Genomic DNA, 12,623 nt, shown 5'->3' on the forward strand with positions numbered 1-12,623 from the left:
GGAGGGGGTCAATTTTGCGTGTCGCAAGGGGGTCAGTTTTGCGTGTCGCTTGACAGCCACGAGACGCCAGAGACCGAGGAAAATTTCTCACTCGATGCGCACTTGGTGGACTTCATCTTGGAAGGCGACCAGGACGACGCGCCGACTTTCGCCGTTGATAAGATCCTGCCCCATGGCGAGGTTGCATTGCTTTCGGCGCATGGCGGGGCCGGCAAAAGTTATGTCGCGCTCTTGCTCGCTGCCTTCGTTGCGGTGGGAAAGCCCTTCGGATCGCATCACACGAGGCCGAGCGTGGTTCTGTTTGTCTCTGCCGAAGACCCTGGGCGAACCCTGCGGCATCGGCTGCGTCGGATCTGCCACGCGCATGGCATCGAAATGGAGGAGTTGTGGGACCGTCTGCACCTGCTCGACGCGTCAAACACGGATGCCGTGCTTCACCGTGCCGACCGCCAACGCTGTTTGCCAACGCAGACACTCGACCATGTTGCCGACCTGGTTCAACGGCTCGACCCCGGTTTGGTGGTTCTCGACAACGCCAGCGATGTCTTCGACGGCGATGAAGTCAAGAGATCGCATGTTCGCGCATTCCTGCGAGACACCCGTTCCAGATTGGCCGGACCGACCCGCGCTGTTCTGTTGCTTGGTCATGTCTCGAAACCGGCGGCCATCGCGAAGACTGCACAAGATTTTTCAGGTTCGACCGCCTGGCACAATTCCGTCCGGTCACGCTTGAGCCTGATTCCAGGCAAAGGCGGCTTAATGACCATTGAGCATCAGAAATCGAACTTCGGACCTTTGGCCGATCCGATCCATCTACATTGGAGCGCGGACGGGGTGCCAGTGTTCGGGGGTGGTGCCGGCCAAGATGATGTGAAGGACGATACCGGGGTGCGGCGCGCTTTGGTTGATATCGTCGGATCTGCCGATCTGCGCGGCGAACGAATTCCTGTTTCTCGGACAGGATCATCAACGGCTTACGCGGCGATGAAGGTTCACCCCAGATTTCCCGAGGATTTGGATAAGGATCGGTTCTGGTCAATCATGAGCGCGCTTGAGGATGATCGGGTCATCTTTCGGCAGTGGACCAAGACTCCTGACCATAAATCCCGCGAGGGATTCACCCTTCGGCACCCCGGATCAAACGACCTGTCCGACCAAAAGGAGGGGTTCTGATGGTCACTCACGCCCGCCAAACCATCCGCCAAACTTCCGCCCGCCAAACCCCCCATACCCCCCACGCCTTTGGCGGAGGCCTCTGGGCCTCGCCTTGGCTGGAAAGTTTGGCGGATTTTTTTGAAGTTTGGCGGATTCGTGGAAAGTTCGGATTCAACCTCGACCTGGCCGGATGGGTGAGTCATGAGTAAACCATGGGGTGATTATTTCGGCCACGCCGCGCGGGACTGCGAAGGCTGCGGCAGATCCTTTCACCCGAAACAGGGTTGGGAACGGACCCGACACCCGATCAAACAGGGGGGTCTGATGGGCAATTTCTTCCGCCAATTATATGTTCCGCCAATCCCCCTTATACCCCCTCGCCATTGGCGGAAGGTCTGGCGACCCCGCCTTGGCCATGCGTCCGCCAGTCATTGGCGGAAGTATTGGCGGATTGGCGGAAGGTTTGGATTCGGCTACGTCCTGGACGGAGGGGTGAGCCATGACCAAACCTTGGGGTGATTTTTTCGGACACGCCGCACGGGAGTGCGACGACTGCGGCAGATCCTTCTACCCGAAGCAGGGATGGGAGCGGATCTGTTACCCATGCTGGCGCAAATCCAAGGACGAGCAAGGATCCGCCAGCCACGGGCCACAAGTGACCATCATGGCCGACCCGCGATTGCCGACGGTGGACGAGTGGGCAGGCATGATGATGCGTCTGATCAAGTTGACGCACCCGGACAAGCACAACAATTCGCCGGAGTCAAATCGCGTCACGCAATGGCTCTTGGATCAACGCGAACGGCTGCCCCCCGGATAATTCCGGGTCCTCCTGGAGAGTGACGCGGCGCGGGTAAATTCGAACCCCGGCGGGCCGCTACTGTCAGGGGGGAAATCGGGTGAACACCCTGGTGAACACCCGGTGAGGTGAACACCCAGGTGAACGGGCAAACCGGGCGCGGGAAGGCCGGTTGGATCTCTGGAACGCTCAAGCCAGGGACCGCGTACCCCGCCAAACTCTTGTGAGCGCGGAATTCGGATTTTTGTCAAAGGGGCCAGCACGCTGCACCAGAAGCCCCAGGAGCGCGTTTTCCTGGTTGGACGCACACCCCCACCCAAGCGGCAACGCGCTGTAGCGATTTTTTGTAAAGCCAGCGAATCGGCAATTTCGCGCCGGAGGGGGAGCGGGAAGGCGCATCTCCTGGGCGGGTACGAAAATCACGATCACGCATCGGATTTGGACGAGCGACCACTGATAAACACCGTGACGAGTCCGACAACTGTACCGCCACCCATTACGCCGCCAACCCAATCATGACCATTCACGGTCAAGATCACCGAACCAACGATGGCTGTCATTCCCATCAACAAGGCCATCCATTGTCCTCGACTCTGGAGGGCCATTGCTTCCCGCTCCATTGCCGCGCGGTGGTGTCCTTCCTCTTCAAAACGACTGACAATTCTTTCCGGAAAGTCAGGAACGATGTGTCCATATTCCGCAAGCATTTGGGGTGGCGGGAGTGGGCCGACGAATTGAGCGCGTTGCACGACAATACGAGGTGCTTCCCCATCGTCCGTTTGCGACACGACTGGAGCAACTTCGTTGATCAAATCAGCCACGATTGATCCCGCTGATGGCTTGGTTCATGTCTGATCCAATCTTCTCCCAATCCTGGCGCAAGGCGTTTGCGTCAGCGCGGAAGGCTTGGTCCACGGATTTCGGCGGATTCATGAAACGACTCAATTCACGCGGCAGACTGGCGGGACCAGGGTAGAGGTTGAAAACCCCTCCCATCCCCTTGAGCAGATGATGCCATTGATTTTTCATGCGGATTGCTCCTTTGCGTCGTCATTCCCTTCTGGCACGAAGCCATTGTATACGATCAGGGGAAACATCGTCCAATGAAATCCAAAGACGTTCAAGGATGAACAGAATCCGTCATCCCTTGACCCCGGCAACGGTCTGATCCACGATGCATCCACGGGGCCGAAAACCCCAACGAAAGCGGAAACCGCACCCGTCAGACCATTGCGGTATTTTTGCGCCTTGAATTCGGCATGGCTGCTGCGTGCCCGACTCCTGGCCGGGTGTGCGTGGATACAATACCCGCAAGGGAAAGAAGCGCGCCGTCTTTCGTCGGTTTTCGGCACCCGGTCAAATCAACCATCCCCGAAAAGGAGACGAAAGCCATGACCACGAACACCCCCACCCCATCCCGCACCATCCGCATTCAGGTATCCGAAAAAGGCAAGCTGCGCCTTGTGGATGCCGATCTATTCCCCGTCCAGGGGGATGCCTCTCCCGAGCCGTACCAGAAGCGTCACCAGCTTTCCGACATGCGATCTTTTGATGATGGCGAGGCGCTGTTGAGGGAACTGCGCATGCTTGCCTTTGATCGTCGCGACGCCGGACAGAAGATCGATCCGGATGAGTTGTTGCCCTTCCTGGACGATCTGCAAGCCGTGCTGGTCCGGGCCGTCACCATCGCTGGTGATACGCTGTTTCGGATGAGTCTCACGAAAGATCTGATCAAGGGATGGATCGGGCCGCAACAGAAGCTCTTATGACCAACACGCCCGCCAGGGTTGATGCTGGCGCGAAGATCATGCATCCGGCTGCCAGGGAGGGCGGCCACCCCTTTTTCGTTCAGTCTGGCAGGGTACGGAAAAAATCCAAACCCCTGGCGGATCCCGATTTCGCGCGCCGGTGGAATGACCCTATGTCAGATCGAGGGGCATTGGCTCGTCATCGCCCAAAGGGATGAGCATTCACCTTGGAGGGGCATAATTCGGAGGTGTTGGCTTTTTGACAAGAAATGCAGCAAATTTTTTTGTGTGTAGAATCGTGTGTAGTTTGAAGGGTATGCAATTTTTTATTGTTCAAATTCATCATGTTACACGCGAATGTGATTCACCCTTTGCACCAGGATTTAAAAAAGGAGTTGGTCAAACGGACCAGCTCCTTTTTTTTATGATCTTTTTGGCTGGTTCCAGGCATGCACTGGGGAGTCGTTCTTAGGGGATCATTTCAAAAGGCTGAGACAATGGCGCCAAATCATCGGGCAGAAGGGCGCTCTCTTCTGAAAACGGAACGGGCTTTTCTGAGTTGCTCGTCTGGTATCCTTTTTATTTCAAGTGTATTACATAAGTACTTGATTAACATTGCATCCACCAAAGGATCGATGCGTCCTGAAGGATCAAGAGAGTCTTCCAGTTTTGTCACTTTGTCCGTAATAAAGCTTTTTACAATATCTTCGATATCAGGTTCGATCGGGTTGGGGCAGGAAGGAGAAGCAGCAGCAAGAACGGTGGGATTGTCTGAAACATAGGCCTTGGATGGTACGGAAATCGATGCGGCGAAAGGTGTGGAATCAGATGTGGGGGGTGTCGAGGATTCTGGAGGCGTGTATGTGAAATAAGCTGAAATATCTGCTTTGTTGATTGAAACGACACGGTCCGCGATGCGGGTGATCTCGGGGCTCACTTTCGGACTGATATGGGTTGAAGGATCCTCAACGCCCAATACCGCAACCCTGACGCCATGACGTTGGGCGATTTCAATTCCTATTGCCAGATCGCCGTCACCGGTTACGATCATGGCATCCGAAATGGCTCGGTTCGTGGCCAGCTCGATCAGATCGGTGATGATTTTCGAGTCTACACCTTTTTGTTGTTGATGATTATTGATGGTCCCCGCGCGAAATTGCACGTCGGGGAGTTCGCTGATCGCCTTGTGTTCCGAGGACAAGTCGTCTTTAATGCCATCGTACCAGTAGACGCGCAGAAGATTATGATTTTCAAGTTCAATTTTGGCTTTTCTAACAATCAGATCAATGATTCCGTGTGGATCGTCCATCCTTAAATTACGTCGGGTGGGTTTTGTCTGACTTTTCTTTTCCCCCAGAATTGTCACGGTTTGCATCAGTAAATATCCAGCATCCACGAGCACTGCGAGTCTGTTGTTCATTATTTTTATTATAATTTGGAGTAATAATAAGCCCCCTGATAAGGGGGCATGGGCCTCGCCACACTAAGTAGTGTTCGGTGTGTGACGGGTCGATTTGATTTCTAACAAATCTGGCAAGATTTTGCAACTGAATTTTTAATCATGAAGTCAAGAAAAAGACATGCCGGGGAGAGGCGTTGCATCATAATTGTTTGTCGTCAGTCCAGTCTGAGCAGGATGTGATGAGAGAGAATCACCATACGCTCGCCGCGCCAGGACAGGAACGAACAAGCAGTCGGAAGCAGACAACAGAGCCGAATCACACGAGACCACGCCGTGGGACGGGTGGCGTGATCCGGCCAGAAACCATCACTCCAGCCGGAAGCGGGCGACGATCCCCTTGATCGACTCGGAGAGGCGGGACATCTCGCCGGCGCGCTGGCTCAGTTGCGCGCTCATCCCCAGCACGTCGGCCACCGCCTGGCGCACCGGCTCCATGCTGGCGGCGATCTCCAGCGCGGTGTCGGCGGCATCGTGCACGTTGCCGGTGATGTTCCGGCTCCCCGCCGAGGCCTCGGCCACGTTGCGGGTCATCTCGCCCACCCCCACCGACAGCTCGCCCACATTGCGGGTCACCTCCGCGATCCCCAACGACACCTCGCTCACTGCCCGGCTCACATCCTCCATGTCCTGATTGGTGGCCACCATCCCCTCGGTGACCGAACGGGTCCGCTCGGCGGCCTCGTTCATCGCCTGGGCGATGCCGCGCGCCGAGCGGTCCTGATCCTCCACCGCTTGCAGGATCTCCTCGTTGGCCGAGGCGATGGCGTGGATCTTGACGACGATCTGATCCGCCGCGTCGGTGGCATCCCTGGAGTGGTCGCTCATGCGCACGATCGTTTCCGAGATCATGCCGGTGGCCGCGGCGGTCTGTCGGGCCAGCTCCTTGACCTCGTTGGCCACCACCGCGAACCCCTTGCCTGCATCTCCGGCGCCGGCGGCCTCGATGGAGGCGTTCAGGGCCAGCATGTTGGTCTGTTCGGCGATGCTGTTGATCACGTCCACCACCTTGTGGATCTCCTGGGCCGACTCCAACAGCCGTTCCATCACCTCCTGGGTCCGTTCCGCCTCGTGGTTGGCCTGTTCCGAGGATTGGCTGGCCACCAGACAGCGTTGACGGATTTCGCCCAACGCATCGGTCATGGCGCGCACCGAGCCGGCGACACCGGTGACGTTGCCGCTGGTCTGCTCGGCGGCATCCTTGACCTCGGCCATGCGCTGGGTGGCCTGTCGGGCCGAGGAGACCACCTGGGTGAGGCTGATGCTCGCCTCCTCGGCAGCGGCGGAGATGGTGTTGAGGTTGTGGCTGGCCACCTCGGCGGCATGGGAGAGGGTGGTCAGATTGGCGCTGGCCTGTTCGGCGTCGGTGGAGATCTGTTGGAGGTTGCGGCTGGAGCGGTCCGCGCCGCCGGCCACGCTGCTCGATTGTTCGGTGAGCAGTTCGGCGCTGGCGTTCAGGGCGCCAGAGACCTGGGAGAGTTCGCGGGCCGCCTCCGACAGATTGCCGGAGCCTTCGTTGAGGGAGGCGAAGATCCCCTTGAGAATGGCCGCCATGCCGGACATGGCCAGGATCAGTTGCCCCAGTTCGTCGCGGCTGACCGACTTGAGTTCGGTGGTCAGGTCTCCTTCGGCGATGCGGTTGACCCCGACCACCGCCTGGTCGAGGGAGGAGGAGATGCGGCGGGCCAGTTTGAGCCCGAAGCCCACCATGAACAGCACCACGATCAGGGTCACGGTGTAGACCAGGGCCTGGCCGGTGCGGCTGACCGAGGCCGAGGTGCGGGTGGTCTCCTCGTTGAAGCCGTCCACGGCGGCGCCGATCTTCTCGAGCTGACCGAGCACCTGTTGTTGGATCGACTCGGCGTTCTTGCGGCTGGTTTCGATCTGGCGTCCCACCTCCAGGCCGTTCCAGGCCAGGGTGTAGACCGCCTCGTCCCCCTCGACGAGCAGTTTGACCAGGGTGTTGAACTCCTTGTCGAGTTCGGTGGCCAGTTCGGCGAGGCCGGCCTGGGCCTGGGTCTGATCCGAGGCCCCCTTGAGGGCGGTGATCGACTGGCGACCCAGATCCACCGCGGGTTTGAGCTGATTGGCCTTGAGGCTGGTGAGCAGATCCGGGGTTTTTTCCAGGCGGATCTGGCGGCTTAAAATCGACAGGGTGTTGACGCTGGCCAGACTTTTTTCGGTCACCTGGGCGATCCGACCCGCGCCGCCCGAGATCATCTGTGCGGCCAGGCTCTTGAGATCTTCCGCGCCTCGTCCCTCGAGGGCGCGGCGCGTCTGGCGCTTGCCGCGCGTCATGGCCAGGTTCACCTTGCCCTTGATCCCCTCGGCGTGGGTGGTCATGCGCTCCACGGTCTGGTCCAGGGCGGTGATCTGGGTTTTGAGTTTCTGGCGGATCTCCAGGTCGCGGCGCATCTGTTCGCGCAGACGGTCATCCTGTTCCAGGAAGGCGGCGTGGGCCTGCTTGAGTCCCGAGAGGATCGGCGCCATGTCCGGAAAGGTCCGGATGGTCCGACCCAACCGTTCGAGTTCGGCGTTGAAGCGTCCATCGAGCGGGCCGCGCGTCGGGAGTTTGCCGAGGGACTCCAGGGTTTGGGTCTGGAGCAGCTGATCCTGATGGGTGAGGTATTCCAGAAGCAGCGCACCGATGCGGCGTCCGGAGGCCTCCAGGGGGAGCACCTGCTCCACGACCCGCTGTTGCAGGCCGGTGAGGCGGATGGTGGAGTAGGCGGCGGCGCCGGCCAGGATCAGGGTGGCCACCACCCCGATGGCCACCCACAGGGTGAGCAGACGGCGGATGGTCAGATCGAAGGGCCGGGTCACGAGCCGTTCCGTCATGGACGGAGCGTCGCGGGTGGGGTCGGTCAGCGGAGCGCTCATCGCAGTTGACTCCAGGCGAACGGTTGGAACTCCCCATGCACCAGGCGGGTCGGCCACACCTTGTGGCTGGCCTGATGGTCCTTCGGATCGAAGCGCACCGGGATGCCGATGCCCAGATCGAAGTCGTTCAGGCTCTCCAGGGATTTGACCAGGGCTTCGCGATCTTCGCGCGGGTTGCCGGTGGGCCTGGCCCGTTCGATTCCCTCGACGAGCAGGCGCGCGGCCAGATACCCCTCCAGGGAGAGAAAATCCGCCGCGGCCTTGGGATCGAGCTGTTTGAGGGCCTTGTGATAGGCCTGCACGCCGGGGAGCGGGTCGCTCAAGGAGGGGGTCACCTGGGTGACGATCACCCCTTCGCCATCCTTGCCCAGGGCCTTGGCCAAAGCCGCGCTGCCGACGAACGAGACGTTGATGAAGAGGGCGTTGGGGAGATCCTTGCGCGCCTCGCGGATGAAGGTCGCGCAGGCCGGATAGGCCCCCACCATGATGATGGCGCGTGGTTCGGTTTCGGCGTCGAGGATCGAGGCCAGGGCCCCTTCGATGTGGGTGGTGTTGCGGGTATAGCGGCCATGGGCCAGGGTGTCGGTGTCGGTGAAGCCGTGTTTTTTCAGGGCGGCCACCGCGCCGGCGTGTCCGGAGTCGCCATAGCCGTCGTTCTGGGTGAAAAAGGCGATCTCGCGGGGTTTGATGCCGAGTCCCAGCAGACCGTCGATCATGGCGGCGGTCTCCTCGGCGTAGCTGGCCCGGTAGTTGAAAATATACCGTTCCGGCGGGTTCTTGCGCAGCAATCCGGCCCCGGTGATCGCGCCGATCAGGATGGTGCGGGTTTCGTTGGCGATTGGGGCCGCGACCACGGCGGTCGGGGTGCCGACATTGCCGATCACCGCCAGCACCTTTTTGTCATTGATCAGCGTGCGCATGTTGACCGCGGCCCTGGTCGGCTCGTAGCCGTCGTCGAGGGCGATCAGTTTGAGGGTATGGCCATGCACGCCGCCGTTTTTGTTCACGGCGTTGAAATAGGCCTCCACCCCCAGTCTGGTGTTTTGGCCCAGGGCCACCGGACCGCTCTCCAGGGGGGTGGACATGCCGATGGGGATTTCGGTGGCCGCGACCGGTTGGCTCGAGAATAGCGCCAGGACGAGGGTTGCCTGGCGGAGTGCGGAGAGAAAGATGGCGCGCATGATGGACCAGAAGGGCAGATTCGGGTTGATGTCATCTAAATGTTGAACAGGATAGCAGCCCGGACAGCGAAAGACAAACAGGAATTTGCAAGATTTTCAGTGAGTAATCGTTTTCCAGGCCACAGGTGTCGCAGGGACGGGGGAACAAGCGGGATCAGGGGATTGGCGGTTTTTGGACGCTCTCACGAATGAAGGCCACCAGCAGGCGCGCCAGCTCCTTGCCGCGTGCCGGACGCCTGGCCGGATCCCGGTTCAGGGTCTGGTCGAGAATGCGCTTCAAGCCCGGCGGCATGTCGGGTCGAAGGGCCGTCAGATCCGGGGGAGGACCGTGCAGGATCCGTTCGCGCAGACTCTCCGGGTCATCGGCCCGGTGGGGCGGCTGACCGGTGAGCAGATGCACCAGAATCGCCGCCAGGGCATAAAGATCCGCGCGCGCCTCGCCATCGGTATCCAGGGCGTCCGCGTTTCCGGCCACCAATTCCGGCGCGGCATGGGGCGAGAGGCTTCCCGAGCCGGGATCGAGTCCCAGGTGGCGGGCCAGGCCGAACTCCTTGATCCACACCTCGCGGCTCTTGGGATCGTAGAGGATATCCTCGGGCCTGAGGTTGCCGTGGGTCAGGCCGCGTTGATGGGCGTGGTCCAGGGCCATGGCGGCGCGGGTGGCGATGTAGAGGATCAGGGAGAGGGGCAGGGGGTCATCCGGGTGGAGATGGCGTTCCAGGTTGCCATGCACCGGGAAGTGGGCCATGACCAGATGGGGCGGTTGGGCGGACAGGTGGAGGCCGAGCAGTTCGACCACCCCTTCGTGATGCCATTTCAGCCCTTTTTCGCCATCGGCGAGGAAGCGGCGTCTGGCCTTTTCGGCCCGTTCCGGGGAGGGGTGACGCGGGGGGTGGGGCAGACGCAGGATCACCGGTCTGCCGGTGAGGGGATCCCGCCCCAGTTCCAGGAGCCCCAGAGGGTCATGGGAGAGTTCCGCGACGATCGGGTAATGGCCCACGGCGCGGGCAATCCGGGTTTCGCCGCTGGGGAAGGCGGGAGCGGACGCACCGCCACCCGCGCCGGTCAGGTGGTTTTGTGCCGCGTGGAGGCGCTGTTGCAGGAGGGTGTCGCCGGGAGCGAAGCGCAGCATGCGGTGATAGAGGCGCGCGGCGTCGGCATGGCGGCGGGCATGCTCCAGGTCGCGGGCCAGATGGTCGCTCATGGCCATCAGACGGGCATCCATGGGTGCGAGGCGGAACTGTTCCTGGGCCAGCTCCCAGCACATCTGTCCCTGATAGGCCAGACCGAGGGCCAGGTGGATGTCGTGTTCGCCGGTCCGGACATTGGATTCTGCCGACGCGCCGAACCACCAGCGCAGCAGCAGCGGCAGGATCGCGCCGCCGCCGAGGAGGGCCAGGGGGGCGATCATCGGCACCCAGAGTCCGTGGAGGTCGAGCAGCCGGACATGGGCCACCGGCACGGCGATGGCGAGGGCGACCGCGCCGGCCAGGGTCGCCAGGTGGGCGCCGATGCCGAGCGGAGGGGCCAGAAGCAGCAGCAGGGTCACCAGGCCGAACAGGATCAGGCGACCGGAGCGGGCCCAGTCCGGGATGAAGAAGGATTGTCCGTCGAGCAGGGCGGTGACCGCCTGGGCGTGCAGTTCGAGGGGGGACATGGCGCGCGGCATGGGGGTGGCGAACCGGGTGGTCAGGCTCTCCGCATCCGGGCCGATCAGCACCACCAGATCCCGGAATCTCTCGGGGGGGACCTTGCCTTCCAGGATGGCGAGCATGGAGAAGTGGGCGAACTCCGGGTGTTGGTTGGCGCCGGGATGGAACCAGGGGCGGATGCGCCAGCCGTTCTGGGTCGCGATCCGGGTGTCGGCGATCTCCAGCGTGCCGAAAGGATCGGGACGCACCGCCTCGGTGGAGGCGCGCAGGGCGGTCATGGTCACGGCCAGGGGCAGGGCGGGGAGCAGTCGATCTCCGGCGCGCAGCAGCAGGGGCATGGCGCGGACGACCCGATCCGGATCGAGGGCGGTCAGGTTCGCGCCGATCCGGGCCGCCTGGGCGCCGGGTTCCTCCCGTGGCCAGTCGAAGGGGGTGACCCAGGGGGGTTCGGCATCGGATTTCCAGGGTTTGGCCGGCGTCGGCAGGGTGGCGGCCTTGAGCAGGTATGGCGGCGGGATGACGTTTCGTCCCGCCTCGGGGTCGCTCCACTCGACGGGCAGGGGCAGGACCACGTTGCCGCTCTGGCGGAACAGGGCGCCCAGGGCGCGGAGCGCTTCCTGGTCCGACGGGTCATCATGGGCGGTGATCGGTTCGGTGAAGGCGAGAACGCGTGGTTCGGCCCGTTGCAGGATCTCCAGCAGGCGCAGATGGTGACGTGGGGCCAGGGGCCAGGGACCGAGGCGTTCCAGGGTGGGGTCGTCGATGGTGACCAGGGCGACGCGGGTTTCGGCGGGACGGGCGAGGGCGCGCAGACCCCGGTCATAGGCGAGCCTTTCCAGGGGGTCGAGCAGGCCGAACTGATCGAGGATCAGAAACAGCAGAGCCAAGGCCAGGGCCGGCAATCGGTGGTTGGTCGCTTGAAGGCGGGTCATGAGTCAACGATCCAAGGGGCGGTTCGGCACGGGCCAAACAGCCGACGCGGGCCAGGGGTGGCCCGTCAGATTGCCAGTCGATTTTCAGGTTATGGTGCGAGTGCCATTTCGAAACCATGCGCGCCGGGCGATTCCAGGGATGGAATTCCCAGACAGACTCCAAACAGCCGGATGGCAGCGATTCGGACCTGGAGCGACAAACTCTTTCGGAAAACCGGAGCGGGTCTTATGATACGCGCTTCATGCCCAAAGGACAATCTTGCAACCGCATTGGCCGATCGATGATTCGCATTCAGACCGAGGATTTTTCGCTGGAATCGGAGCAGGCCGCCCTGCTGGCCGGACGCACGGTGGTCGGCGGGGTGGTGAGTTTTGTCGGCACGGTGCGCGACTACACCTCCGGGGATCGGGTGGTGGCCATGGAGCTGGAGCACTATCCGGGCATGACCGAGGCGGAACTGGCGCGCATCGAGGTGGCGGCGCGGGCCCGGTTCGCCATCGAGGAGTTGTTGGTGGTGCATCGGGTGGGACGTCTGGAGGTGGCGGACAACATCGTGCTGGTGGTGGCCGCGGCGCGGCATCGCGCCGATGCGTTCGATGCCTGCCGCTACATGATCGACCATCTGAAGCTCTACGCCACCTTCTGGAAAAAGGAGATCACCGCCGAGGGTGGGGCGCGGTGGGTGGATGCCTGTCCGGGCTGCGAGGCGGCGGCGGGACAGTGGGGAAGGAGCGAGTCGATGGGGTTGGAAGACGGGGCGTTCGACCATCGGCGCGATTGCGCCCATGGGCACGGGGAGAAGAGGGATGGCCACGG

Annotated in this window: 10 protein-coding genes; 4 read left to right on the forward strand and 6 right to left on the reverse strand. The window is 61.7% G+C overall.

Features of this window, described 5'->3' with window-relative positions; all coding sequences use genetic code 11:
* Positions 1 to 1,173, forward strand: a 1,173-nt coding sequence (locus ACV4UY_RS03845) for an AAA family ATPase (protein ID WP_491606331.1), incomplete at its 5' end; no start/stop codon positions are given.
* 481 nt (positions 1,174 to 1,654) lie between these two features.
* A complete protein-coding gene (locus ACV4UY_RS03850; protein ID WP_491606137.1) occupies positions 1,655 to 1,975 on the forward strand; it encodes a hypothetical protein in 321 nt (106 codons plus the stop codon).
* A gap of 404 nt (positions 1,976 to 2,379) precedes the next feature.
* Here ACV4UY_RS03850 and ACV4UY_RS03855 read toward each other — a convergent pair whose 3' ends face one another.
* Both ACV4UY_RS03855 and ACV4UY_RS03860 read right to left on the reverse strand, forming a co-directional pair.
* A complete protein-coding gene (locus ACV4UY_RS03855) occupies positions 2,380 to 2,775 on the reverse strand; it encodes a DUF2335 domain-containing protein (RefSeq protein WP_491606332.1) in 396 nt (131 codons plus the stop codon).
* On the reverse strand, positions 2,768 to 2,983 hold the full coding sequence (locus ACV4UY_RS03860; protein WP_491606333.1) for a hypothetical protein: 216 nt from the start codon (positions 2,981 to 2,983) through the stop codon (positions 2,768 to 2,770). The genes ACV4UY_RS03855 and ACV4UY_RS03860 overlap by 8 nt, the downstream gene beginning before the upstream one ends.
* Before the next feature lie 362 nt (positions 2,984 to 3,345).
* Here ACV4UY_RS03860 and ACV4UY_RS03865 point away from each other — a divergent pair, with 362 nt between their 5' ends.
* On the forward strand, positions 3,346 to 3,723 hold the full coding sequence (locus ACV4UY_RS03865) for a hypothetical protein (protein ID WP_491606334.1): 378 nt from the start codon (positions 3,346 to 3,348) through the stop codon (positions 3,721 to 3,723).
* 487 nt (positions 3,724 to 4,210) lie between these two features.
* On the opposite strand, the gene ACV4UY_RS03870 is transcribed toward ACV4UY_RS03865, so the two are convergent.
* The 4 genes from ACV4UY_RS03870 to ACV4UY_RS03885 all read right to left on the reverse strand — a co-directional run bounded on the left by ACV4UY_RS03870 (position 4,211) and on the right by ACV4UY_RS03885 (position 11,806).
* Positions 4,211 to 5,122, reverse strand: a complete 912-nt coding sequence (locus tag ACV4UY_RS03870; protein WP_491606335.1) for an NYN domain-containing protein — start codon at positions 5,120 to 5,122, stop codon at positions 4,211 to 4,213.
* Between the two features lie 348 nt (positions 5,123 to 5,470).
* Entirely contained in the window at positions 5,471 to 8,041 is a 2,571-nt protein-coding gene (locus ACV4UY_RS03875) for a methyl-accepting chemotaxis protein (RefSeq protein WP_491606336.1), read from the reverse strand.
* The gene (locus ACV4UY_RS03880; RefSeq protein ID WP_491606337.1) at positions 8,038 to 9,222 is read right to left on the reverse strand and encodes an ABC transporter substrate-binding protein; all 1,185 of its coding nucleotides are present in this window, start codon (positions 9,220 to 9,222) and stop codon (positions 8,038 to 8,040) included. Before ACV4UY_RS03880 ends, ACV4UY_RS03875 begins: the two co-directional genes overlap by 4 nt.
* A gap of 154 nt (positions 9,223 to 9,376) precedes the next feature.
* Positions 9,377 to 11,806 carry a CHASE2 domain-containing serine/threonine-protein kinase gene (locus tag ACV4UY_RS03885; RefSeq protein WP_491606338.1) on the reverse strand — a complete coding sequence of 810 codons (2,430 nt, stop codon included), beginning with the start codon at positions 11,804 to 11,806 and terminating at the stop codon, positions 9,377 to 9,379.
* 281 nt (positions 11,807 to 12,087) lie between these two features.
* Between ACV4UY_RS03885 and ACV4UY_RS03890 the strand changes: the two genes are divergently transcribed.
* Positions 12,088 to 12,623, forward strand: a 536-nt coding sequence (locus tag ACV4UY_RS03890; protein ID WP_491606339.1) for a molybdenum cofactor biosynthesis protein MoaE, incomplete at its 3' end; no start/stop codon positions are given.

This window comes from Candidatus Magnetaquiglobus sp. (assembly GCF_058402785.1).

Bases quoted from the DNA above. Each gene is read 5' to 3' on its own strand.
- ACV4UY_RS03865 (WP_491606334.1), top strand. From the start codon at position 3,346: ATGACCACGAACACCCCCACCCCATCCCGCACCATCCGCATTCAGGTA.
- ACV4UY_RS03880 (WP_491606337.1), bottom strand. From the start codon at position 9,222: ATGCGCGCCATCTTTCTCTCCGCACTCCGCCAGGCAACCCTCGTCCTG.
- ACV4UY_RS03850 (WP_491606137.1), top strand. From the start codon at position 1,655: ATGACCAAACCTTGGGGTGATTTTTTCGGACACGCCGCACGGGAGTGC.
- ACV4UY_RS03875 (WP_491606336.1), bottom strand. From the start codon at position 8,041: ATGAGCGCTCCGCTGACCGACCCCACCCGCGACGCTCCGTCCATGACG.
- ACV4UY_RS03885 (WP_491606338.1), bottom strand. From the start codon at position 11,806: ATGACCCGCCTTCAAGCGACCAACCACCGATTGCCGGCCCTGGCCTTG.
- ACV4UY_RS03860 (WP_491606333.1), bottom strand. From the start codon at position 2,983: ATGAAAAATCAATGGCATCATCTGCTCAAGGGGATGGGAGGGGTTTTC.
- ACV4UY_RS03870 (WP_491606335.1), bottom strand. From the start codon at position 5,122: ATGAACAACAGACTCGCAGTGCTCGTGGATGCTGGATATTTACTGATG.